The organism is Streptococcus mitis (assembly GCF_009496205.1).
GTDB classification, from domain to species: Bacteria; Bacillota; Bacilli; order Lactobacillales; family Streptococcaceae; genus Streptococcus; species Streptococcus mitis_BN.
The window spans coordinates 25512-47762 of the sequence record NZ_WIJO01000009.1 but is presented as its reverse complement, the minus strand read 5'-3'; the positions used below and the strand labels follow the sequence as shown (position 1 = coordinate 47762).

General features: G+C 39.2%; 24 protein-coding genes and 1 riboswitch. Of the genes, 17 read left to right on the top strand and 7 right to left on the bottom strand.

Going from position 1 to position 22251, the window contains the following annotated elements; all coding sequences use genetic code 11:
- Nucleotides 1-293 precede the first annotated feature (293 nt).
- Nucleotides 294-1229: a bifunctional biotin--[acetyl-CoA-carboxylase] ligase/biotin operon repressor BirA gene (gene birA / locus GEZ85_RS02705; protein WP_153209333.1), complete on the bottom strand. Its 936-nt coding sequence runs from the start codon at nucleotides 1227-1229 to the stop codon at nucleotides 294-296.
- A 282-nt stretch (nucleotides 1230-1511) separates the two neighbouring features.
- Here birA and GEZ85_RS02700 point away from each other — a divergent pair, with 282 nt between their 5' ends.
- The 5 genes from GEZ85_RS02700 to GEZ85_RS02680 all read left to right on the top strand — a co-directional run bounded on the left by GEZ85_RS02700 (nucleotide 1512) and on the right by GEZ85_RS02680 (nucleotide 6317).
- Nucleotides 1512-2705 (top strand): O-antigen ligase family protein, encoded by a 1194-nt coding sequence (locus GEZ85_RS02700; RefSeq protein WP_153209331.1) that lies wholly within the window; start codon nucleotides 1512-1514, stop codon nucleotides 2703-2705.
- Between the two features lie 144 nt (nucleotides 2706-2849).
- Complete coding sequence (locus GEZ85_RS02695; RefSeq protein ID WP_153209328.1) at nucleotides 2850-3293, top strand: MarR family winged helix-turn-helix transcriptional regulator; 444 nt, start codon at nucleotides 2850-2852, stop codon at nucleotides 3291-3293.
- A gap of 3 nt (nucleotides 3294-3296) precedes the next feature.
- Nucleotides 3297-4061, top strand: coding sequence for a nuclear transport factor 2 family protein (locus GEZ85_RS02690; protein WP_153209326.1), 765 nt, complete (start codon nucleotides 3297-3299; stop codon nucleotides 4059-4061).
- Between the two features lie 14 nt (nucleotides 4062-4075).
- Entirely contained in the window at nucleotides 4076-4804 is a 729-nt protein-coding gene (locus GEZ85_RS02685; RefSeq protein WP_153209324.1) for an ATP-binding cassette domain-containing protein, read from the top strand.
- Entirely contained in the window at nucleotides 4797-6317 is a 1521-nt protein-coding gene (locus GEZ85_RS02680) for an ABC transporter permease/substrate-binding protein (RefSeq protein WP_033684815.1), read from the top strand. Before GEZ85_RS02685 ends, GEZ85_RS02680 begins: the two co-directional genes overlap by 8 nt.
- A 137-nt stretch (nucleotides 6318-6454) precedes the next feature.
- Here GEZ85_RS02680 and GEZ85_RS02675 read toward each other — a convergent pair whose 3' ends face one another.
- A complete protein-coding gene (locus GEZ85_RS02675) occupies nucleotides 6455-6991 on the bottom strand; it encodes a TetR/AcrR family transcriptional regulator (protein ID WP_000207362.1) in 537 nt (178 codons plus the stop codon).
- 132 nt (nucleotides 6992-7123) lie between these two features.
- Between GEZ85_RS02675 and GEZ85_RS02670 the strand changes: the two genes are divergently transcribed.
- Nucleotides 7124-8014, top strand: a complete 891-nt coding sequence (locus tag GEZ85_RS02670) for a cation diffusion facilitator family transporter (RefSeq protein WP_153209322.1) — start codon at nucleotides 7124-7126, stop codon at nucleotides 8012-8014.
- A 33-nt stretch (nucleotides 8015-8047) separates the two neighbouring features.
- Here the strand turns inward: GEZ85_RS02670 and galR are convergent, their stop codons facing one another.
- On the bottom strand, nucleotides 8048-9052 hold the full coding sequence (gene galR / locus GEZ85_RS02665; protein WP_153209320.1) for a DNA-binding transcriptional regulator GalR: 1005 nt from the start codon (nucleotides 9050-9052) through the stop codon (nucleotides 8048-8050).
- Nucleotides 9053-9217: 165 nt separating this feature from the next.
- On the opposite strand from galR, the gene GEZ85_RS02660 reads away from it, so the two are divergent.
- From GEZ85_RS02660 to GEZ85_RS02625, 8 genes are all read left to right on the top strand, one after another.
- Complete coding sequence (locus tag GEZ85_RS02660) at nucleotides 9218-10396, top strand: galactokinase (RefSeq protein WP_070526705.1); 1179 nt, start codon at nucleotides 9218-9220, stop codon at nucleotides 10394-10396.
- 11 nt (nucleotides 10397-10407) lie between these two features.
- Nucleotides 10408-11067, top strand: a complete 660-nt coding sequence (locus GEZ85_RS02655) for an HAD family hydrolase (protein WP_153209318.1) — start codon at nucleotides 10408-10410, stop codon at nucleotides 11065-11067.
- Nucleotides 11064-12551: a UDP-glucose--hexose-1-phosphate uridylyltransferase gene (locus GEZ85_RS02650; RefSeq protein WP_153209317.1), complete on the top strand. Its 1488-nt coding sequence runs from the start codon at nucleotides 11064-11066 to the stop codon at nucleotides 12549-12551. The genes GEZ85_RS02655 and GEZ85_RS02650 overlap by 4 nt, the downstream gene beginning before the upstream one ends.
- A gap of 69 nt (nucleotides 12552-12620) precedes the next feature.
- The gene (locus GEZ85_RS02645) at nucleotides 12621-13025 is read left to right on the top strand and encodes a PaaI family thioesterase (protein ID WP_153209315.1); all 405 of its coding nucleotides are present in this window, start codon (nucleotides 12621-12623) and stop codon (nucleotides 13023-13025) included.
- A gap of 156 nt (nucleotides 13026-13181) precedes the next feature.
- Complete coding sequence (locus GEZ85_RS02640) at nucleotides 13182-14036, top strand: DNA adenine methylase (RefSeq protein WP_153209313.1); 855 nt, start codon at nucleotides 13182-13184, stop codon at nucleotides 14034-14036.
- Nucleotides 14037-14061: 25 nt separating this feature from the next.
- Nucleotides 14062-14817: a DNA-methyltransferase gene (locus GEZ85_RS02635; protein WP_194251501.1), complete on the top strand. Its 756-nt coding sequence runs from the start codon at nucleotides 14062-14064 to the stop codon at nucleotides 14815-14817.
- Nucleotides 14818-14821: 4 nt separating this feature from the next.
- Nucleotides 14822-15631: a hypothetical protein gene (locus GEZ85_RS02630; protein ID WP_228113626.1), complete on the top strand. Its 810-nt coding sequence runs from the start codon at nucleotides 14822-14824 to the stop codon at nucleotides 15629-15631.
- 12 nt (nucleotides 15632-15643) lie between these two features.
- Nucleotides 15644-16552, top strand: a complete 909-nt coding sequence (locus tag GEZ85_RS02625; protein ID WP_153209307.1) for a type II restriction endonuclease — start codon at nucleotides 15644-15646, stop codon at nucleotides 16550-16552.
- Between the two features lie 45 nt (nucleotides 16553-16597).
- On the opposite strand, the gene GEZ85_RS02620 is transcribed toward GEZ85_RS02625, so the two are convergent.
- The 4 genes from GEZ85_RS02620 to GEZ85_RS02605 form a co-directional block, all read right to left on the bottom strand.
- A complete protein-coding gene (locus GEZ85_RS02620; RefSeq protein WP_001194477.1) occupies nucleotides 16598-17860 on the bottom strand; it encodes a nucleobase:cation symporter-2 family protein in 1263 nt (420 codons plus the stop codon).
- Nucleotides 17860-18441 (bottom strand): xanthine phosphoribosyltransferase, encoded by a 582-nt coding sequence (locus GEZ85_RS02615; protein WP_153209305.1) that lies wholly within the window; start codon nucleotides 18439-18441, stop codon nucleotides 17860-17862. The genes GEZ85_RS02620 and GEZ85_RS02615 overlap by 1 nt, the downstream gene beginning before the upstream one ends.
- Nucleotides 18442-18564: 123 nt before the next feature.
- Nucleotides 18565-18660, bottom strand: a riboswitch (purine riboswitch).
- Between the two features lie 232 nt (nucleotides 18661-18892).
- A complete protein-coding gene (locus GEZ85_RS02610) occupies nucleotides 18893-19279 on the bottom strand; it encodes a bleomycin resistance protein (RefSeq protein ID WP_153209303.1) in 387 nt (128 codons plus the stop codon).
- 11 nt (nucleotides 19280-19290) lie between these two features.
- Entirely contained in the window at nucleotides 19291-20118 is an 828-nt protein-coding gene (locus GEZ85_RS02605) for an exodeoxyribonuclease III (protein WP_038804934.1), read from the bottom strand.
- Nucleotides 20119-20337: 219 nt separating this feature from the next.
- Here GEZ85_RS02605 and GEZ85_RS02600 point away from each other — a divergent pair, with 219 nt between their 5' ends.
- The 3 genes from GEZ85_RS02600 to GEZ85_RS02590 are packed head-to-tail and all read left to right on the top strand — an operon-like array spanning nucleotide 20338 to nucleotide 22130.
- Nucleotides 20338-21237, top strand: coding sequence for a CPBP family intramembrane glutamic endopeptidase (locus tag GEZ85_RS02600; RefSeq protein WP_153209301.1), 900 nt, complete (start codon nucleotides 20338-20340; stop codon nucleotides 21235-21237).
- Complete coding sequence (locus tag GEZ85_RS02595; protein WP_125411625.1) at nucleotides 21221-21508, top strand: autorepressor SdpR family transcription factor; 288 nt, start codon at nucleotides 21221-21223, stop codon at nucleotides 21506-21508. The genes GEZ85_RS02600 and GEZ85_RS02595 overlap by 17 nt, the downstream gene beginning before the upstream one ends.
- Nucleotides 21489-22130 (top strand): SdpI family protein, encoded by a 642-nt coding sequence (locus GEZ85_RS02590; RefSeq protein ID WP_153209299.1) that lies wholly within the window; start codon nucleotides 21489-21491, stop codon nucleotides 22128-22130. Before GEZ85_RS02595 ends, GEZ85_RS02590 begins: the two co-directional genes overlap by 20 nt.
- Nucleotides 22131-22251 lie beyond the last annotated feature (121 nt).

The window sequence follows — 22251 nt, the reverse complement described above, 5'->3', positions numbered from 1 at the left end:
ATATGAATCTTTCTAATGAGTTGTTTTGTCGCTTTTCATTATAGATCTTATGGGACTTTTTTTCTACAACAAAATAGGCTCCATAATATCCATAGGGGATTTACCCACTACAAATATTATAGAACCTTTTTTTTTTTGTATTTTTAAGAATAGTAGAATAAAAACTTCAGATTTGTAAAACTTAATTGGATTACTTATCTGAAGTTTTTTTGCGCTCTTTGTCAACTGTAGTGGGCTGAAGAAATACTAAAATTTGTATATATTGTTGATTTTATGGTTGTGCTAGTTTATTATTACTTCCAACTCTTGAGTGAAATTTCTCCGCTATTGAGCCAGATTTCTTTTCCGTTATCACATTGAACTAAAAGTTTACCATTTTCAGAGATATCTTTAGCAAGTCCTTTGTAGTCTTTTTGATCCAGTGTGAAAGTCACTTCTTTTCCTAGAACGAAGGACTGTTTTTTGTATAGGTATAATAGCTCTTCTGCAGGTGTTTCGAAGAAAGCACGCCAGATCTCTATGATTAATTCATTTCTTGTTATAGGTGCTGGTACTTTAAATAAACTAGCAGCTTTTTCTTTTAATTCTTGTGGAAAATCATTGATTGTGAAGTTGATTCCTACTCCAATAATGATATCTGTGACTAAGCCAGTTTCTACAGAGGTCATTGCCTCAGTAAGGATTCCTCCAATTTTATGATTGTTTAGGTAGATATCATTGACCCATTTTATGTCGACATCTATTAAAGTTAGGTTCTTAATGGCTTTGTAGACAGCTCCAGCTACAAGTAGTGTGTAGGACGGTAATTTGTCATAGGGAAGATTTGGTTTGAGATGGAGTGTCATATAAATGCCACCTTGTGGGGAGTAGAAGGAGCGTTGAAAACGGCCTCGGCCAGCTGTTTGATAGGAAGCTAGATAGAGGGTATTTGCTTCATTTCCTAAATCAATTGCTTCTTTTGCATCGAGTTGTGTTGATCTTGTTTCGGGTTTAAAACTGATTTTAATTGGAAGATTTTGTTCTAGAAGTTCTGGAAGAATAAGGTCTCCATTCACCAGTTTATAGCCTTTGTTTTTGATACTATCAATTTCAATGCCTTCTTGTTCTAAACGCTTGATGGCTTTCCAAATTGATGTTCGGCTTAGAGATAGTTCTTCTGCGATTTTTTCTCCGCTGACATAGTCGGTTTCTTTAGCTAGAATTTGGTAGACGGCTTGGTAGGATTTCATAGTGTTTCCTTTCTTTAGGAATTGTAAATGATTTAAATATAGTTCGGATAGTTGGTCAAAACCTTATTATATTACTACTATTTTAACATATACCTAGTCTTTACGGTATGATTTTCTTATAGTAAATCTAGTCATTAAGTTTGAGTTTTGAAATATTAATATTTTTGCTCCCTTTTTTACCTAGTAAACGTTTCCTTTGTTTTCAAATTGCTTAAAAAGTGGTACAATATAGGATAGCTTACTATTATCTGAATCAACTGATTCGGAGAGAAAGGATTCGTTTTGAAATCAATAGGCTTTATTGAAAAGCTGAAAGGGTTGTCTAGTAAAGAGCTGATTTTATTGGGAATTATCCTGAGTATCTTTTTACCCTTTTATCTTTTTGTAGTTGTATTCTGTTTATATATTATCAGTTTAATTTTTACAGGGGACATGAAAAGTATTCTTCAGAAAATGGGGGAGCATCCGATGCTGCTTCTTTTTCTTGGTTATAGTACTGTTATATCCGTTTTTGCACAAAATTGGATGGGAGTTGTGGCTTCAGTAGGAATTTTTCTATTTACTATTTTCTTTTTGCACTATCAGTCGATTTTATCACATAAATTCTTTCGATTGATTTTGCAGCTCGTCTTGTTTGGTAGTGTATTGTCAGCTGCTTTTGCGAGTTTAGAGCATTTCCAAATTGTGAAGAAATTCAACTATGCTTTTCTTTCACCCAATATGCAGGTCTGGCATCAGAATCGTGCAGAAGTGACCTTCTTTAATCCTAATTATTATGGAATTATTTGTTGTTTCTGTATCATGATTGCCTTCTATCTGTTTACAACGACCAAGTTGAATTGGTTGAAAGTATTCTGTGTGATTGCAGGCTTTGTGAATCTCTTTGGTTTGAACTTTACTCAAAATCGAACCGCCTTTCCTGCTATTATCGCTGGAGCCATCATCTATCTCTTTACGACTATTAAAAACTGGAAGGCCTTTTGGCTTAGTATTGGGGTTTTCGCGATTGGCTTGAGTTTCCTCTTTTCCAGTGATTTGGGAGTTCGGATGGGGACTTTAGACTCTTCTATGGAAGAACGCATTTCTATCTGGGATGCTGGGATGGCCTTGTTTAAGCAAAATCCTTTTTGGGGTGAAGGGCCATTGACCTATATGCACTCTTATCCTCGGATAAATGCTCCTTATCATGAACATGCTCACAGTCTGTATATTGACACGATTCTGAGTTACGGAATTGTGGGAACTATTTTATTAGTTTTGTCTTCTATTGCTCCTGTTCGTTTGATGATGGATATGAGTCAGGAGTCGGGTAAACGTCCGATTATTGGTCTTTATCTATCTTTCCTTACAGTGGTTGCTGTGCACGGAATCTTCGACTTGGCCCTCTTCTGGATTCAGTCAGGTTTCATTTTCTTGCTAGTTATGTGCAGTATTCCATTGGAGCATCGAACCTTAGTATCGGACATGACGGATTAAGTTTATAAGATTGAAATCTTCTACCTTGGGTAGGAGATTTTTTTACTGGGAAAAATTATTTCCAAATCGAAATAGTTGACAGTTGGAATGATGAGTGTTACAATTGTTTTATTCATTTCGATATCGAAATAAATTGGAGGTGTTATGAAAGATAGTCATTTGCTAGCCCATCATATTCGTTTGTTGAATGGGCGGATTTTTCAAAAGTTACTGAGCCAAGACCCTGAAGCTCTTTATCGGAGTGAGCAGGGAAAGATTTTAGCGGTTTTATGGAATAGTGAAACTGGCTGTGCAACTGCGACAGATATTGCGCTTGCGACTGGGCTTGCTAATAATACGCTGACGACTATGATAAAAAAGCTAGAGGAACAAAATCTTGTAACTGTTAGTCCATGTGGAGAAGACAAGCGTAAGAAGTATTTAGTTTTAACAGATTTGGGGCAATCCCAGAAAGAAGTGGGGCAACGTGTCAGTCAGAAATTGGATACGATCTTTTACAAAGGATTTTCAGAGGAAGAAATTCGGCAGTTTGAAGCCTTTCAAGAAAGAATTTTGACGAATCTGAAAGAGAAGGAAAATGAGGTTTAAATCATGTCACAACAAGTGAAAAATGCTCACAACCTATACATTCATGCTATCCAAGATGGACGAGTTTCTGAGGCTCAAGCCCAGTCTGTAGGGGATACTTATATCCAACACTCGACAGGTGTGCCAGATGGGAAAGAAGGGTTTGGAGCTTTCTTTGCAAATTTCTTTGAGCGCCATCCCGAGCGTGAGATGAAGATTGTCCGTACTATTGAGGATAGCAATCTGGTCTTTGTTCATGTTCATCAATATCTGAATGGTGGGAAAGCTCAATGGGTGACGACAGATACTTTCCGTGCGAATGAGAATGGACGTATCGTGGAGCATTGGGATGTCATTGACTACTATCGAACACCTGAAAATGGCCAATTTGATCAAATTTTTGGCGATTTTGAAATCACGGATTTGGATAAGACAGTAGCAAATAAAAAGCTGGTTCGCCGTTTCTTGACAGAAATTTTCCAAAATGGGGAACTGGAGCAGTGGAGTGATTATGTGGCAGACGATTTGATTCAGCATAATCATGAGATTGGACAAGGAAGTGCTGCTTATAAACACTATGTGGCTGAACATGGTGTCACTTTTGACTTTGTTTTCCAACTCTTAGGACAAGGAAACTATGTGGTTAGCTATGGTCAGACTCAGATAGATGGGGTGGCTTATGCCCAGTATGATATCTTCCGACTAGAAAACGGTAAAATTGTGGAACATTGGGACAATAAGGAAGTCATGCCTAAGGTAGAAGACTTGACCAATCGAGGGAAGTTTTAAATTGAGGATACAGAATGATTGAATACAAAAATGTAGCCTTGCGCTACACAGAAAAAGATGTCTTGAGAGATGTTAATTTACGGATTGAGAATGGCGAGTTTATGGTTTTAGTTGGTCCATCTGGATCAGGTAAGACGACCATGATTAAGATGGTCAACCGCCTCTTGGAACCGACTGATGGAAATATTTATATGGATGGCAAGCGTATCAAAGACTATGATGAGCGTGAACTTCGTCTTTCTACTGGTTATGTTTTACAGGCTATTGCTCTCTTTCCTAATCTAACGGTCGCGGAAAATATTGCCCTGATTCCTGAGATGAAGGGCTGGACTAAGGAAGAAATTGCTCAGAAAACAGAAGAGCTTTTGGCTAAGGTTGGTTTACCAGTAGCTGAGTATGGACATCGTTTGCCTAGTGAATTATCTGGTGGGGAGCAACAGCGTGTTGGAATTGTACGGGCTATGATTGGTCAGCCTAAGATTCTCCTCATGGATGAACCTTTTTCGGCTCTTGATGCTATTTCTCGCAAACAGTTGCAGGTTCTGACTAAAGAATTGCATAAAGAGTTTGGGATGACAACGATTTTTGTGACCCATGATACGGATGAAGCTTTGAAATTGGCGGACCGTATTGCTGTTTTGCAGGATGGAGAGATTCGCCAGGTGGCGAATCCCAAGACCATTTTAAAAGCCCCTGCAACAGAATTTGTAGCAGACTTGTTTGGAGGTAGTGTTCATGACTAATTTAATTGCAACTTTTCAGGATCGTTTTAGTGATTGGTTGACAGCTCTATCTCAACATTTGCAGTTGTCACTTTTGACCTTGTTGCTGGCCATCTTTATAGCGATTCCTTTGGCTGTTTATCTTCGATATCATGAGAAGTTAGCGGATTGGGTCTTACAGATTGCAGGGATTTTCCAGACCATCCCGTCTCTGGCCTTGTTAGGACTCTTTATCCCCTTGATGGGAATTGGAACCTTGCCTGCTTTGACAGCTCTAGTGATTTATGCGATCTTTCCGATTTTACAAAATACCATCACTGGACTCAAGGGAATTGATCCAAGTCTACAAGAGGCTGGGATTGCCTTTGGGATGACTAGGTGGGAGCGTCTCAAGAAGTTTGAAATTCCACTTGCTATGCCTGTTATGATGTCTGGGATTCGGACGGCAGCTGTCTTGATTATCGGTACGGCAACCTTGGCGGCCTTGATTGGTGCAGGGGGACTGGGTTCCTTTATCCTTTTGGGAATTGACCGTAATAATGCCAGTCTGATTTTGATTGGGGCACTTTCTTCCGCAGTGCTTGCCATTGCCTTTAACTTCCTACTAAAAGTGATGGAAAAGGCAAAATTGCGGACGATTTTCTCTGGTTTTGCCTTGGTGACCATATTGCTTGGTTTGTCTTATAGTCCAGCTCTTTTGGCTCAAAAAGAGAAAGAAAACTTGGTTATTGCTGGGAAATTGGGACCGGAACCAGAAATTTTGGCCAATATGTATAAACTCCTTATTGAAGAAAATACCAGCATGACTGCGACTGTTAAACCGAATTTTGGGAAAACAAGCTTTCTTTATGAAGCTTTGAAAAAAGGCGATATTGACATCTATCCTGAATTTACTGGTACGGTGACTGAAAGTTTGCTGCAACCATCACCTAAAGTGAGTCATGAGCCAGAGCAGGTTTATCAGGTGGCGCGTGATGGTATTGCCAAACAGGATCATCTAGCCTATCTCAAACCCATGTCTTATCAAAATACCTATGCTGTAGCTGTTCCAAAAAAGATTGCTCAAGAATATGGCTTGAAGACCATTTCGGACTTGAAAAAAGTGGAAGGGCAGTTGAAGGCTGGATTTACACTCGAATTTAATGACCGTGAAGATGGAAATAAGGGCTTACAATCAATGTATGGTCTCAATCTCAATGTAGCTACGATGGAACCAGCCCTTCGCTATCAGGCTATTCAGTCAGGTGATATTCAAATCACGGACGCCTATTCGACTGATGCGGAATTGGCGCGTTATGATTTGCAGGTCTTGGAAGATGACAAGCAACTCTTCCCACCTTATCAAGGAGCTCCACTGATGAAAGAAGCTCTTCTCAAGAAACATCCAGAGTTGGAAACAGTTCTCAATAAATTGGCTGGTAAAATTACTGAAAGCCAGATGAGCCAGCTCAACTACCAAGTCGGTGTTGAAGGCAAGTCAGCAGAACAAGTAGCCAAGGAGTTTCTACAAGAACAAGGTTTGTTGAAGAAATAGCTTGAAAAGCTAAACTCAACTTTGTTAAACGACCATATAGAAAACTGCTCAGACAATGTTGTCTGGGCTTTTTTGATTATTGAAAAGATAAAAAACTCAGTAGCCTAGAAATAAGGCAACCGAGCTTTAATCTGTATTCAATTTTTAGGAATGAGAAGGTCTAGATAAAACTGCACAACTTCTTGGTCTGTAAAGTCTTGTCCTTTTTTGAGCCACCAGGTCAATGTCTCGATAAAGTTGGACACGACTAAGTGTTGGAGGTAAGAAGCAGGCAGACTTGGGTGTGCTTCTTTAAACTCATCAGTTAGCATGGGATAGACGTGGTGCTCCAGCTCTCTCCGGAGTTGACGGAGGAAGTAGTCATTCTTGGAGAATAGTAAACTGGTGATATGGTCTTGGTTTTTCTGAAAATGGAGAAAGAGGTGGGCGAGGTAGTCCTCAGTTGAAATGGGTTGCTCTCTTTCAAAGAGATGATGGAAGAGGTGGCGGCAAAGCGCGTCCAGAAGTAGTTCCTTACTCTCATAGTGACAGTAAAAGGTGGATCGTCCCACATCTGCGAGATCAATGATATCCTGAACTGTAGTGGCTTCGTAACCCTTATCGTTTAAAAGTTGTAGAAAAGCTTGATAGATGGCTTTTTTTGTTTTGCTGATACGGCGGTCAATGGTAGTCATATGGACACTTGAGGCAAATTGTTCAGAAATGAATAAAGCTGACGTTTTGCTTCTATCCTTTCTTTGAGTTTTAGTGGATAATGATAATGAACAATGTATTCATAAATCTATTATAACAAAGGAATGAGAAAGATGAAGACAAAATATACTGTTTGGGTAGCTTTTTTCTTAAATTTAAGCTATGCTATTGTTGAGTTTATCGCAGGAGGAATATTTGGTTCGAGTGCCGTTCTCGCTGATTCTGTTCATGACTTGGGAGATGCTATAGCCATTGGCATATCGGCCTTTTTGGAAACAATCTCAAATCGAGAAGAAGATAGGAAGTACACCTTGGGTTACAAGCGATTTAGTCTTTTAGGGGCCCTAGTGACTGCTGTGATTCTTATCACAGGATCCATTCTAGTGATCTTGGAAAATATAACTAAACTTTTGAATCCACAGCCCGTTAATGACGAAGGCGTCCTCTGGCTAGGAATCATTGCAGTCAGTATCAATGTGCTAGCTAGTCTAGTAGTTCGTAAGGGAAAGACAAAGAACGAGTCAATTCTGAGCCTGCACTTTTTGGAAGATACTCTAGGTTGGTTGGCTGTCATTCTAATGGCGATTATCCTCCGATTTACAGATTGGTATATCCTTGATCCGCTCTTATCGCTTGTCATTTCCATCTTCATTCTAACAAAAGCTATTCCTCGATTTTGGAGCGCACTCAAGATTTTCCTGGATGCTGTGCCAGAAGGACTAGAGACAGGTGATTTGGAGAAGGATTTGGAGGCTCTGACCAATGTCAAAAGTGTCAATCAACTTAGCATTTGGTCCATGGATGGTCTAGAAAATAATGCTATTGTTCACATTTGTATCAAGGACTGGGAACAGATGATGGAAACCAAAGAAGTGGTGCGTCAATGTTTAGAAGAAAGAGGCGTGCAGAATATCACTATTGAAGTAGATAGCAGTCAAAGCAATCATGCGCAACATAAGCGGAGGGTGAGAGAATTAGAGCAGAAGCATGGGCATCATCATTAGAAAAGCGACCTCGCTAGAGGTCGTTTTGTTATCCTATTCATTCCTTGTACTTTCTCTCAGAGTCAGTCTGGTTCCCAGCATGGTCAAGCTAGGGATTTTGCGACCGTGGAGTACTTCCTTGTTAAGAATATCCATACCTGCTCGGCCCATTTCCTCGGTATAGACTGTGATGCTGGAAAGGGGAGGATAGACTTGCTTGGTCAGACTAGTGTCATTAAAGGAAATGAGGCTGACACGTTCTGGCAGACTGATTCCAGCTTCTTGAAGTGCACGGAGGGCACCGATGGCTAAACTATCACTAGCGGCAAAAAAGGCTGGTGGGAGTTGGTCTCCTAAGCTCTGAATGGTCTCCTTCATCAAGTCATAGCCAGACTGGGCAGTAAAGCTTCCTTGAAAGACAAGTTCATCATGATAGATTCCTTTTTCTTGACTGTAGTTTCTGAAGTTTTCAAGTCGCTTGTCCTGAATGATTTCTTCTTGGTCAGTCGTTTCCTCAAGGCCTGTTAGAATCCCGATACGGTCCATTCCTTGGCTGAGGAAATAATCGACGACCTGTTTCATGGCAGTGTAAAAATCTGTGATAATGCAAGTGTGTCCTAGGGAAAGTGTATCGCTGTCTAGAAAGACCAGGGGTTTTTGATATTCTTCAAAGGCAGAAATCTGAGCTCGGCTAAACTTTCCGATGCAAAGAATCCCAATCACTTCCTCGCTTAGTGTAAAAGGATGGTCATTAAAATAGCGCAAGATATCATAGTCCAGTTCTTGGGCTCTTTTTTCTATGCCTAGGCGAATCTGGTAGTAGTAGAGATCGTCCAACTCCCCTTGTTCGCTGACCCATTGGATAATGGCAATTTTCTGCTTGGGTTTGTGGGACTCGCCTGTCTTGAGGTGCTTGGTGTAGCCCAACTCTTCAGCAACAGTTAAAATACGGTGTCTAGTTTCTTCTGTAACAGATAGGCTCTGGTCGCGATTGAGGACACGGGATACGGTCGCGATAGAGACAGAGGCTAGCTGTGCAATGTCTTTTAAGGTAGCCATAAATCCTCCTTCTTTAAGGTTAGTATATCATATTTTTCTGCTTTTTTACTGACAGTTTAGTAAAATTTTAGTAAAAAGGATTGACCTTGGGAAATCCCTTGGATACAATAGAAGAAAACGATTACACGTTAAGGTGACTTAACGGACAGTAAAAGGAGAATTCATATGACACAACATCTTACTGCTGAAACTCTTCGCAAAGATTTTTTTGCTGTTTTTGGTCAAGAAGCAGACCAAACATTCTTTTCACCAGGTCGTATCAATTTGATTGGTGAGCACACAGACTACAACGGTGGGCACGTTTTTCCTGCTGCTATTTCCTTGGGAACTTACGGTGCAGCTCGTAAGCGTGACGACCAAATTTTACGTTTCTACTCAGCTAACTTTGAGGAAAAGGGCATTATCGAAGTGCCTTTAGCGGATCTCAAGTTTGAAAAAGAGCACAACTGGACCAATTATCCAAAAGGAGTTCTTCATTTCTTGCAAGAAGCTGGGCACGTGATTGACAAAGGTTTTGATTTTTATGTTTATGGGAATATTCCAAATGGTGCTGGCTTGTCTTCTTCAGCATCCTTGGAACTTTTGACAGGAGTCGTGGCAGAGCATCTCTTTGATTTAAAATTAGAGCGTCTCGATTTGGTTAAAATCGGCAAACAAACAGAAAATAACTTTATCGGAGTCAATTCTGGTATCATGGACCAGTTTGCTATCGGAATGGGAGCGGACCAACGTGCTATTTACTTAGATACTAACACTTTAGAGTATGACTTGGTGCCACTTGATTTGAAGGACAATGTCGTTGTTATTATGAACACCAATAAACGCCGTGAATTGGCGGACTCTAAATACAATGAACGTCGTGCTGAGTGTGAAAAAGCGGTGGAAGAATTGCAAGTTGCCTTAGATATTCAGACCTTGGGTGAATTGGACGAGTGGGCCTTTGACCAATACAGTTATCTGATTAAAGATGAAAATCGTTTGAAACGTGCTCGCCATGCTGTGCTTGAAAACCAACGTACTCTCAAAGCCCAAGTAGCCCTTCAAGCAGGAGATTTGGAAACATTTGGTCGTTTGATGAATGCGTCACACGTTTCCCTAGAGCATGACTATGAAGTAACTGGTTTGGAATTGGATACTCTTGTTCACACAGCTTGGGATCAAGAAGGAGTTCTCGGTGCTCGGATGACAGGGGCAGGTTTTGGCGGATGTGCCATTGCCTTGGTGCAAAAAGACACTGTTGATGCCTTTAAGGAAGCTGTTGGCAAACACTACGAGGAAGTAGTTGGCTACGCTCCAAGCTTCTATATCGCTGAAGTTGCAGGTGGCACTCGCGTTCTAGACTAGGAGAGAAGAATATGGAAGCTGTAATATTTGATTTAGATGGCTTATTAGCTGATACTGAAATCATTTCTCTAAAAGTTTATCAAGAATTGCTTGAGGATTTTGGAATTCCTTTCACAGAAGAAACATATTCTAGAGAATACAGTGGACATAGGGAAGAGGAGAATGTTCAACGATTTTTGGACACCTATGATTTACCTTGGAACTTTGACCAAACCTTGGGAAAAATTTATGAACTGGAAGCTCGAATATTAGCTAAAGGTGTAAATTTAAAAAAAGGTGCTAAAAATTTGCTTGCTTTTTTGCAAAGAGAAGGAATTCCAATCGCTTTAGCAACTTCAAGTGTTGAATCTAGAGCTAGAATGATTTTGGATAGTAATGGTATACTGTCCCTATTTGACCATCTAGTTTTTGCAAAAGATGTAAAGCGAAGCAAACCTTACCCTGATATATTTTTAAAGGCCTGTAGTGATTTGAATGTTTTACCAGAGAATTGCTTAGTATTAGAGGATAGTGAAGCAGGGATTGAAGCAGCCTATAGAGCTGGGATACCAGTTATTTGTATTCCAGACTTAAAAATACCAGCACAATCTTTCTTAAATAAAACAGAACAAGTTTTTCAGGATTTAGATGCTGTCAGAGACTATTTAGAAAGTAGGAAGGAGAATCAATGAGTCAGGGAATTCTAGATGCATTTATCACAGAAGTCATTGCTGAAAGTTCATTTGAGGAAATGGATCGAATCTACCTAACCAATCGTGTCTTGGCACGAGTGGGGGAAGGTGTTTTGGAAGTTGAGACGAATCTGGATAAATTGATTGACCTCAAAGACCAGCTTGTCGAGGAGGCGGTTCGATTAGAGACGATTGAGGACAGTCAGACTGCGCGTGAAATCCTTGGTGCTGAACTGATGGATTTGGTGACGCCTTGTCCGAGTCAGGTTAATCGTGACTTCTGGGGAACTTACGCCCAATCTCCTGAGCAGGCGATAGCGGATTTTTACCAACTCAGCCAGAAAAATGACTATATCAAGCTCAAGGCCATTGCTAAAAATATTGCTTATCGTGTTCCATCTGATTACGGAGAACTTGAGATTACCATTAACCTCTCTAAACCTGAAAAGGATCCAAAAGAGATTGCGGCGGCCAAATTGGTGCAAGCTAGCAATTATCCTCAGTGTCAGCTTTGTCTAGAGAATGAAGGCTACCATGGTCGAGTTAACCATCCAGCTCGCAGTAATCACCGCATTATCCGTTTTGAAATGGCTGGTCAGGAGTGGGGCTTCCAGTATTCGCCCTATGCTTATTTTAATGAACACTGTATTTTCTTAGACGGCCAGCATCGTCCCATGGCCATTAGTCGTCAGAGTTTTGAGCGTCTGCTGGCTATTGTAGAGCAGTTTCCGGGCTATTTTGCGGGTTCAAATGCGGACTTACCAATTGTGGGGGGCTCTATTCTGACTCATGACCACTATCAGGGAGGCCGGCACGTATTTCCTATGGAATTGGCTCCCTTGCAAAAGACTTTCCGATTTGCAGGTTTTGAGCAGGTCAAGGCAGGGATTGTCAAGTGGCCTATGTCAGTGCTACGTTTGACCTCGGATTCTAAAGAGGATTTGATCAACTTGGCTGACAAGATTTTACAGGAATGGCGTCAGTATTCAGACCCTGAAGTGCAGATTTTAGCAGAGACAGACGGGACACCGCATCACACCATTACACCCATTGCTCGTAAACGTGACGGGCAGTTTGAGTTGGACTTGGTCTTGCGAGACAACCAGACATCGCCAGAGCATCCTGATGGTATCTATCATCCCCACAAGGATGTTCAACATATCAAGAAGGAAAATATAGGCTTGATTGAGGTCATGGGCTTGGCTATCTTGCCACCACGTCTGAAAGCGGAAGTGGAACAAGTCGCTAGCTATCTCGTTGGAGAAGGTGATACAGTTGCCTCTTATCATCAAGAATGGGCAGACAATCTCAAAGCTCAACATCCAGACCTAAAAGATAAAGAAAAAGCCCTTGAAATCGTCAAGGACTCTGTAGGTGCCATCTTTGCGCGTGTTTTGGAGGACGCAGGGGTTTACAAGCAGACGGAACAAGGACAGGCAGCCTTTATGCGCTTTGTAGAACAGGTCGGAATTTTGCCAGACTAGGAGCTTTCTCCTTGCACAGTCCTATAAAAAGTAGTATCATAGTGTCGTTTGAAATATCAGGAGGAAACGATGAAAGATTTTCATTTTGACGCTATATCTGCCTTTGAAAATTACGAAATTGAAAAAATGAGAGATGGTAACGTTGTGGTGACGACCAAAGTAGTGGACTCGTCGCTCAACTACTATGGCAATGCCCATGGTGGCTATCTCTTCACCCTTTGTGACCAGATTAGTGGTTTGGTGGTTATCTCGCTGGGGCTTGATGGGGTGACACTTCAATCCTCTATCAACTACCTCAAGGCAGGAAAACTTGACGACGTGTTGACCATTAAAGGAGAATGCGTCCATCAAGGTCGCACAACCTGTGTCGTGGATGTGGACATTACCAATCAAGAAGGCAGAAATGTCTGCAAAGCAACCTTCACCATGTTTGTCACAGGCCAAAGGTCAGAAGATAGACAGGTAAGGATATAAAGAGTAATTTAATAGAGTGAGGTGGATTTTGGAATTTATAAAATTTGCCTTACTCATTTTTTGATATTGATATGATTTAATTCTAAAATAGAAAATTTAGTAATGTGGTAGAAAATACAAGAGTTGTGTTTTAATTTCTATGGTATAATTAAAAGCATGAAGATAAAAGAAATAAAGGAAGTTACTTTACAACCGTTCACGAAATGGACAGGTGGTAAAAGACAATTATTGCCTGTTATTAGAGAATTAATGCCTAAAACCTATAACAGGTATTTCGAACCTTTTGTTGGAGGTGGAGCTTTATTTTTTGATTTAGCTCCTAAAGATGCAGTTATTAATGATTTTAACACTGAACTAATAAATTGCTATCAACAAATTAAGGACAATCCTCAAGAATTGATTGAAATTTTGAAAGTTCATCAGGAATATAATTCAAAAGAATATTATTTAGATTTACGTTCTGCAGATCGTGACGAAAGAATAGATATGATGTCCGAAGTACAAAGAGCTGCACGTATTCTCTATATGTTGCGAGTGGACTTTAATGGTTTATATCGTGTGAATTCTAAGAATCAGTTTAATGTACCTTATGGTCGTTATAAAAATCCTAAAATTGTTGATGAGAATTTGGTATCTGCTATTTCAACTTATCTGAATAATAATCAAATAGAAATTAAAAAAGGAGATTTTGAAAAGGCTGTTTTGGATGTTCAACCAGGGGACTTTGTATATTTTGATCCCCCGTATATTCCATTGTCAGATACAAGTGCCTTTACTTCCTACACTCATGAGGGGTTTTCTTATGATGATCAAGTAAGATTAAGAGATACCTTTAAGAAATTGAGTGATACAGGGGCTTATGTTATGTTATCAAACTCCTCTAGTTTTTTGGTAGAGGAGTTGTATCGAGATTTTAATATCCATTATGTTGAAGCTACCCGAACTAATGGAGCAAAATCTTCGAGTCGAGGAAAAATTTCTGAAATTATAGTCACAAATTATGAAAAATAACGAATATAAGTATGGAGGTGTTTTAATGACAAAACCATACTATAATAAAGATAAAATGATCCTTGTTCATGCAGATACGTTTAAGTTATTATCGAAAATGAAACCAGAAAGCATGGACATGATCTTTGCTGATCCTCCATATTTTTTGAGCAATGGTGGTATATCAAATTCTGGGGGACAGGTTGTATCTGTAGATAAAGGTGATTGGGATAAGATTTCTTCCTTTGAGGAAAAGCACGAATTCAATCGTAAATGGATTCGTTTAGCAAAAGAAGTTTTGAAGCCTAATGGGACTATTTGGATTTCGGGGAGTTTACATAATATTTACTCAGTTGGAATGGCATTAGAGCAAGAAGGTTTTAAAATTCTAAATAACATTACTTGGCAGAAAACAAACCCTGCACCTAATTTATCCTGTCGTTATTTCACTCATTCTACTGAAACTATTTTATGGGCAAGAAAAAATGATAAAAAAGTTCGTCATTATTACAATTACGATTTGATGAAAGAGCTAAATGATGGTAAGCAAATGAAAGATGTTTGGACAGGTGCTTTGACGAAAAAAGCTGAGAAATGGGCTGGCAAGCATCCAACACAAAAACCAGAATATTTATTGGAACGTATAATTTTGGCCTCTACTAAAGAGGGTGACTATATTCTAGATCCATTTGTTGGTAGTGGCACTACGGGTGTTGTTGCGAAGCGATTAGGTAGAAGATTTATAGGTATCGATGCTGAAAAAGAATATTTAAAAATTGCAAAGAAGAGGTTGGAGGGATAGAGAAGTGTTAGAATTAGGTGAGTATGCAACTTATAAAGAATTTGGCCTTGAACTTATTAACTGTTTAGAACATTCTGGTTTTTCCGAGTCAATTAAAGAGGGAGAAGAAGCTAAATCTAGAATCCTTATAACACCTCAAGATATAACGTTGATATTTTATGGATATAAGGCAACAAACGAGGAGACTAAAAAAAGATTAAAGAGAAATTCTTACGATTGTTTAGTGAGATATAAGGAAGAAGATGTAAGCTTTATAACAATCTGTAAGGAAATAATAGAAAAATGTCATATTGAAAAATTTCCTGTAAAATTAATAAAGAATATAGTATATATTGTCTTGAGGTCAATCTCACAAAGGCCATTAACAACAATAGAATCTACAATTTCAGATTATTTATTAATTGAAAACCAACTAATTAGAATTAATAATCCATTATATAATGACAGATATCTATCATCAGAAGAAATTGATAATGGTATTAAAGAGTTAAGAAGTGTATTAGCTTCATTGAATGATGTTGGAAAATTTTCCTTGCAAGAAATTATAAATATAATAAGTTATATTGCAATTATTGAGGAATTTAATTATCCGAAACTTGAGGGTAATACTAAATATAGAGGACGTTCAGATTGTTTTGGTAGATATATTGAGGTTTTATTTGGTGATATAGATGAACTTAGTAGACATATTTCTGAACAATCTTTTTCTGTAGGTGCGCATTTTATTCACGATCAAAGATACCAAGATTATTATTTAACTAAATATATAGAGATGGATAGACTTGAGTTGAACAATCAAGGTGAATATTTTTAAGAAAGGAATCTTATGAATCTATTAAATTATCATAAATTATCGTCAGAAGAGCGCTTGGGAAAATTTCTTTCTACGCTTTCAATTACCAACAGAACGCCAGAGTATTATGTGAATTGGAATAAAGTTAATCGTGAGACCAAGAAGTATGAACTAGAGTTGAATACATTAAACTACTTAATTGGTAAAGATGATATCTATTCAGAAGCATTACACTTATTCACTAAACAACCCAGTTTGTTAAAAGCAATTCCTAGTCTGATTGCAAGTCGAGATAAAGTTTTGGATGTTTTAACAATAGATGAAAACGATAATATGTCTTTTGAACAATTGGATTTCAAAACGATAGACACTAGTAGAATAGATGATTACATGAAATTTATTGAGCAATCTGGTTTACTAAATTTTTTACAACAACATGCTAATCGTTCATTAGTTGATTATGTTTATGGAGTAGAGACTGGATTAGACAGCAATGCACGAAAAAACCGAAGTGGAACAACCATGGAGGGGATTTTAGAGAGACATGTAGCAAAAATTTCTCAGGAACAAAAATTGGAATGGAAATCTCAAGCTACAGCCCAATTTATTAAGGATAAGTGGGGGATTAAAGTACCTGTTGATAAGTCTGAGAGAAGATTTGATGTTGCAATTTATTCCCGAGAAAAACATAAGGTTTGGCTGATTGAAACGAATTACTATGGCGGAGGAGGAAGTAAATTAAAAGCGGTTGCTGGAGAGTTTACTGAACTTAGTCAATTTGTTATTACCTCAGATGACGATGTTGAATTTGTTTGGGTTACTGATGGTCAAGGATGGAAAACAGCGCACTTACCACTAGCTGAAGCATTTAGTCATATTACTAATGTGTTTAATTTAGAGATGTTAAGAGAAGGATTTTTAGCTGATTTATTTTTACAATAATTGTTCATTAGCTATAAACAAAAAAGAGGCTCGCACCTCTTTTTCTTATTTCTTTTTATGATTTAATACTGCATTGAGGACAATGGCGAGTAGGCTGGCTACAACGATTCCGTTTGAGAAGAACATTTGGAAGGCTGTCGGCATGCTGACAAAGAGATTACTGTTGTTGAGTCCGACACCTGCAGCTATGGATACTGCTGCGATAAGAAAGTTATGTTCATTGTTAGCAAAGTCAACACGAGCGAGGATTTGCATCCCTTGAATAGATACAAAACCAAACATCACCAGCATAGCACCACCGAGGACAGGGCTCGGAATGATTTGGGCAAGGGCGCCAAACTTAGGAAGGAGTCCAAGGAGAACCAGGAAACCAGCTGCGTAGTAGATTGGCAGGCGAGTCTTGATACCTGACAATTTAACCAAACCAACGTTTTGTGAAAATCCTGTGTAAGGGAAGGTGTTAAAGATTCCTCCGAGAAGTACGGCCAAACCTTCTGCGCGGTAACCGTTGCGCAGGCGCGTGCTGTCGATTGGATCTTTTGTGATATCAGACAAGGCTAGATAAACACCAGTAGACTCAACCATAGACACTGTTGCGATGATACACATCATGACAATAGATGAGATTTCAAAGGTTGGCATCCCAAAGTAGAGTGGAGTTGGGACATGGACGAGCGGTGCTGCCGCAACAGGAGAGAAATCAACCAAGCCCATGCTAGCAGCAATGGCAGTTCCAACAACCAGACCAATCAAAATAGAGATAGATTTGATAAATCCTTTGGTAAAGATGTTAATCAAGAGGATAATCAAAACAGTGATAGCTGCAAGCAAGAGACTTTGACCAGTTGGCTCTGGAACGTTATTTCCCATATTTCCAATAGCGACAGGAATCAAGGTTAAACCAATCGTGGTAATAACAGATCCTGTTACGATAGATGGGAAGAGATTGGCAACTTTTGAGAAGATGCCTGAAACAAGAACCACGTAAATCCCTGATGCGATAAGGGCACCAAACATAGCACCACTACCATGGCTTTGTCCAATCATAATCAAGGGGGCTACCGACTGAAAGGCAACTCCAAGAACGACTGGGAGTCCAATCCCAAAGTATTTGTTGAGTTGAAGTTGGAGGAAGGTTGCCACCCCACACATGAAGATATCTGTAGAAATCAGGTAGGTTAACTGCTCAGCCGAATAGCCAAGGGCTGTCGCAATCATGATGGGAACCAGGATGGATCCTGAGTACATGGCTAGTAAGTGCTGCAAGCCAAGAACGGCTGCTTGCGAGTGTTTTTCTTGAGTTTGCATTAGAGATCTGCCTCCTTAAAAATAACTTGACCATTTTCAAAACGATCCAAACGAGCGAGTGATAGAACAGGGTAGCCTGCTTTTTCAAGCAAATCACGGCCATCTTGGAAGGATTTTTCAATCACAATACCGATAGCTTCGACTGTGGCACCAGCTTGTTCGATGATTTGAATCAAGCCTTTAGCAGCTTGGCCGTTAGCAAGGAAATCGTCGATAATCAAGACCTTGTCCTCTGGTGAGAGGAATTTTCCAGCGATAGAAACGGTGCTGGTCACTTGCTTGGTAAAGGAGTAAACTTGGGCAGTTAAGATACCTTCGTTCATAGTGATGTTCTTAGCTTTTTTGGCGAAAATCATGGGAACGTTTAAGGCTTCGGCTATAAAAACGGCTGGGGCAATACCCGACGCTTCAATGGTTACAACCTTGGTAATGCCAGCAGTAGTAAATTTTTCTGCAAAGACCTTACCGATTTCTCGCATCAAGCTAAAGTCAACTTGGTGGGTTAAAAAGGAATCCACCTTTAGGATGTTATCACCCAAGATATGCCCATCCTTGAGGATGCGCTCTTCTAATAATTTCATAAGACCTCCTAAAGTCTAAAAGCCAATCCATTTGCTTGTTTAGAGTTTCTAGTAAGAAATAGAAAAAGGACCTACTTAATCTCTAAGTAAGTCCCCAAAATAGGCATGGCAAAAACGACCATACCTCACTTCTGACTTACTTATTGTTAGGTGTTCCGGCACCTTGTAGAAACGTCGTGCCAATTCACGACATAAACAAGTAAAATGATATTCAATTTCAAATAGGCTTGAGCCAATGTTTTTATTTTACACTAAATAGCTTTAGAAATCAAATGTTTTGTTAGTGTTTTGGTTTGAAAAACGAACAAATATAATAAAAATGGGTAAAAATTAACTTATTGGCTAACATTTAGAAGGTTTTTCCATCATAAAAGGCATATTATCAAGATTTTTCAAGACTTGACAATATGCCTTTTTCTAACTTTAAAGACTTTTTCCAATCTTTATTGTTCTACTCGCTAAATCTTAAAAAATAACCATCTGGATCCAAAATCGCAAATTCATGGGGATATATAAAGCTATTTCCTACTCGAAATTCTCTTTTTGTCAGGGGACGATGGATAGGATAGTCAGCTTCCAGCATTTTTTGGTGGAGCTGAGGAACATCTGCAATGCCAAAGGAAATATTGACACCGCGCCCGAAAGGATAGGTCAGTTGGGCTAATTCTTCTGCGCTGCCTTCTTCTAACATGAGCTGGCAGTCTTCAAGAGAGAGAAAGAGAAATTTCTCCTCGGGGCGCTCGTATTCGACAGAGAATCCCAACAAGTCGCAGTAGAAGTGGCGTGATTTTTCGATGTCAGATACTACAAATTCAGGAATGATAGCTTGATAGTCCATTAGCTTTCTCCTTAGAGCTCAATCTCCATGACAATGGGTGTGTGGTCTTGGCGCGCACCTGAGTCAATCATATCAGACTTGGTCACCTTGTCAGCCACGCGGTTGCTTGTCAGCCAGTAGTCGATTCTCCAGCCTGTATTGTTGATTTTAGAAGTCTTGCTGCGTTGTGCCCACCAAGTGTAGCGTTCTGGAACATCGCCGTGAATGTGGCGGAAGGTATCCGTAAATCCAGTTGCCAAGAGGTTGGTAAATCCAGCACGTTCCTCGTCGGTAAATCCAGGTGAACGGCGGTTGCTAGCAGGATTTGCAAGGTCGATTTCATTGTGGGCTACGTTGTAGTCACCGGTCGCAAGGACTGGTTTTTCTTTGTCTAGTTCAGCCAAATACTCCGCATATTTGACATCCCAGACTTGACGTTCTTCCAAGCGTTTGAGACCGTCGCCAGCGTTTGGAGTGTAAACTTGGGTTACGAAAAATTCATCAAATTCTAGAGTGATGATACGGCCTTCCAAGTCCATGGTAGAAGGGGCACCGATTTCTGGGAAGCTGATAGTAGGCGTAAGTTCTTTCTTATAGAGGAACATGGTTCCAGCATAGCCTTTACGGGCAGGTTCTTGGGAAGAGCGCCACGTGTTTTCGTAACCTGGGAAGAGTTCCTCTAAAATTTCCAAGTGTTTCTTTGTAGGACCCTTGGCAGAAAGCTTGGTTTCTTGGATAGCGATGATATCAGCATTTTCAGCGACCAAGGTTTGTAGGACTTCTTGGGACAATTTGGCACGAGCTGAGTCACTAGTTAGGGCAGCGTTTAGGGAATCAATATTCCATGAGATGAGTTTCATAGTATGTACCTTTTCTAGATGTATTTCTTATATTTTATCAAAAAAAAGTAAAGCCAGCGAGTTTCTAGTTTGGAAACTTATTCTTTATATTCTATCCTTAGAAAACAAAAAACTCTTGAAACTATTTTGAAAAAAATCTAAATAGTTATTGTATTTAGAATGGAAAGGTGTATAATGTTATTTAGAAAAACATCTAAATAGAAAGCGAAGTGTACAAATATGTCAAATAAGAGAACAATCTTTCTTTTTGTAGTCTTGTCTTATGGCCTTGCTTGGATAGTATGGTTGACACTATGGCTAAATGGTGTTGGTCTAAATTCTCCATGGAGTCAGCTTGCTAGTATTGTAGCCATGTGGATGCCTGCGCTTGCAGTCTTTCTCTTAGGGAAAATCACGAATCAACCTAGTGGAATCAAATCTAAATTAGTCGTGAATCTCAAGAGGAACTGGCGCTTTTACTTACTAGCTATCTGGTTACCAGCAGTTATAAGTTTTTTAGGAGCAGGACTTTATTTTCTTGTCTTTCCTAGCAATTTCAGCCTTGGTTTTGAATCTATTCAAGCTATTTTACAAGAAAAAGGAGTCCTTCAATCACCGATTCCCTTATCTTTCTTGGCCTTGATTCAAATCCTAGCTAGTTTGACCTATGCTCCTTTTCTTAATAGTTTCTTTGCATTAGGGGAGGAAATTGGTTGGCGGGGCTATCTTTACCCAGTGCTAAGAGGACGCTTTTCACTAGTCCAGACTCATGTCTTACTTGCTCTTATTTGGAGTCTATGGCATTTACCAATCAATTTGCAAGGATATAATTATGGCCTTACTTATTTTGCTTATCCCGTTTTGGGAGTTGTTGCGATGTTTCTATTTTGCTTTAGCGTAGGAATATTGTTGAGCTGGTTGTTGGAAAAGACAGGTTCTATCTGGGCTTCTGCTCTATTTCATGGGGTAATCAATGCAACTGCAGGTATTGGGTTACTCTTTCAATTACCAGGAGAAAAAGTTTCAAGCCTCTTGATTTTAGGCCCATCACCGACAGGAATGCTATCAGTTCTACCTTGCTTAGTCCTAGCCCTACTAATATTACAAAGGGAAAGGAGGCATTATGAGTTTTGCAAATAGCTTTAAAGCCTTATCTCATCCAGTTAGGAGAGAGATTTTAAATTTACTCAAAGCAGGTAGATTATCTGCAGGAGAAATTGCCAGTCAATTCGAGTTGACTAATGCAACTATTTCACACCATCTCACGATTTTGAAAGCAGCGGATTTGATTCATGAAATGAAAGAAAAAAACTTTATTTATTATGAGTTAAATACATCGGTTTTAGAGGATATAATGGTTTGGTTAGCAGATCTGAAAGGAGATCATTTTGATGAAGATAAAAATCAATAAGAAATTGCTATTATTTACGAGCATTCTCATCCTACTACCTTCTCTTGTAGGTTGTGTTTTCTGGAATCAATTACCAGAGGAGACACCCACTCATTTTAATCTACTGGGTCAAGCAGATGGCTACAATCATAAAGTGTTTGCTATCTTTGGCTTACCGACTCTTATGCTTTTGATGCATTGGTTGCTTCTATTTATAATGATTAAGGATCCTAAATCTAGCAATATCAGTTCAAAAATACAACTTTTGATTTACTGGATTATTCCTTTTGTATCTTGTCTATCAATGATTTCTATCTACGGAGAATCTTTGGGTTATTCCATGATGAGTGGGCTACTAGCTCAGATTTTTATGGGAGTCGTGATGATCGTAATTGGAAATTATCTACCAAAAACACACCGAAATTATATAATCGGTATTCGACTACCGTGGACCTTGGAGAATGATGAAAACTGGAGAAAAACGCATCGCCTAGCTGGAAAAATTTGGGTATTAGGAGGATTGTTATTGTTTCTAAATTCCTTTGTGCAACTGTATGTTTACTGGGTATTCTTCTTGACACTTTTCTTTGTAGTGATAATTCCTAGTGTCTATTCTTATCAATTATCAAAATCAGAATCTTGAAATAGCTACTGGAGTCATTAGTTAGAGAAGTTGGTCTGATAAGTCTATTTCCCCAACGTATGGCTTGAAAAATCACTCTCTTTCGTTTATAATTAAGAATGATTTTATGAAAGGGAGTGAA

Bases quoted from the DNA above. Each gene is read 5' to 3' on its own strand.
- GEZ85_RS02635 (WP_194251501.1), top strand. From the start codon at position 14,062: ATGACAAAACCATACTATAATAAAGATAAAATGATCCTTGTTCATGCA.
- birA (WP_153209333.1), bottom strand. From the start codon at position 1,229: ATGAAATCCTACCAAGCCGTCTACCAAATTCTAGCTAAAGAAACCGAC.
- GEZ85_RS02620 (WP_001194477.1), bottom strand. From the start codon at position 17,860: ATGCAAACTCAAGAAAAACACTCGCAAGCAGCCGTTCTTGGCTTGCAG.
- GEZ85_RS02675 (WP_000207362.1), bottom strand. From the start codon at position 6,991: ATGACTACCATTGACCGCCGTATCAGCAAAACAAAAAAAGCCATCTAT.
- GEZ85_RS02660 (WP_070526705.1), top strand. From the start codon at position 9,218: ATGACACAACATCTTACTGCTGAAACTCTTCGCAAAGATTTTTTTGCT.
- GEZ85_RS02615 (WP_153209305.1), bottom strand. From the start codon at position 18,441: ATGAAATTATTAGAAGAGCGCATCCTCAAGGATGGGCATATCTTGGGT.
- GEZ85_RS02690 (WP_153209326.1), top strand. From the start codon at position 3,297: ATGTCACAACAAGTGAAAAATGCTCACAACCTATACATTCATGCTATC.
- GEZ85_RS02695 (WP_153209328.1), top strand. From the start codon at position 2,850: ATGAAAGATAGTCATTTGCTAGCCCATCATATTCGTTTGTTGAATGGG.
- GEZ85_RS02605 (WP_038804934.1), bottom strand. From the start codon at position 20,118: ATGAAACTCATCTCATGGAATATTGATTCCCTAAACGCTGCCCTAACT.
- GEZ85_RS02610 (WP_153209303.1), bottom strand. From the start codon at position 19,279: ATGGACTATCAAGCTATCATTCCTGAATTTGTAGTATCTGACATCGAA.
- GEZ85_RS02650 (WP_153209317.1), top strand. From the start codon at position 11,064: ATGAGTCAGGGAATTCTAGATGCATTTATCACAGAAGTCATTGCTGAA.
- GEZ85_RS02600 (WP_153209301.1), top strand. From the start codon at position 20,338: ATGTCAAATAAGAGAACAATCTTTCTTTTTGTAGTCTTGTCTTATGGC.
- GEZ85_RS02590 (WP_153209299.1), top strand. From the start codon at position 21,489: ATGAAGATAAAAATCAATAAGAAATTGCTATTATTTACGAGCATTCTC.
- GEZ85_RS02595 (WP_125411625.1), top strand. From the start codon at position 21,221: ATGAGTTTTGCAAATAGCTTTAAAGCCTTATCTCATCCAGTTAGGAGA.
- GEZ85_RS02685 (WP_153209324.1), top strand. From the start codon at position 4,076: ATGATTGAATACAAAAATGTAGCCTTGCGCTACACAGAAAAAGATGTC.
- GEZ85_RS02645 (WP_153209315.1), top strand. From the start codon at position 12,621: ATGAAAGATTTTCATTTTGACGCTATATCTGCCTTTGAAAATTACGAA.
- GEZ85_RS02680 (WP_033684815.1), top strand. From the start codon at position 4,797: ATGACTAATTTAATTGCAACTTTTCAGGATCGTTTTAGTGATTGGTTG.
- GEZ85_RS02625 (WP_153209307.1), top strand. From the start codon at position 15,644: ATGAATCTATTAAATTATCATAAATTATCGTCAGAAGAGCGCTTGGGA.
- GEZ85_RS02670 (WP_153209322.1), top strand. From the start codon at position 7,124: ATGAAGACAAAATATACTGTTTGGGTAGCTTTTTTCTTAAATTTAAGC.
- galR (WP_153209320.1), bottom strand. From the start codon at position 9,052: ATGGCTACCTTAAAAGACATTGCACAGCTAGCCTCTGTCTCTATCGCG.
- GEZ85_RS02640 (WP_153209313.1), top strand. From the start codon at position 13,182: ATGAAGATAAAAGAAATAAAGGAAGTTACTTTACAACCGTTCACGAAA.
- GEZ85_RS02655 (WP_153209318.1), top strand. From the start codon at position 10,408: ATGGAAGCTGTAATATTTGATTTAGATGGCTTATTAGCTGATACTGAA.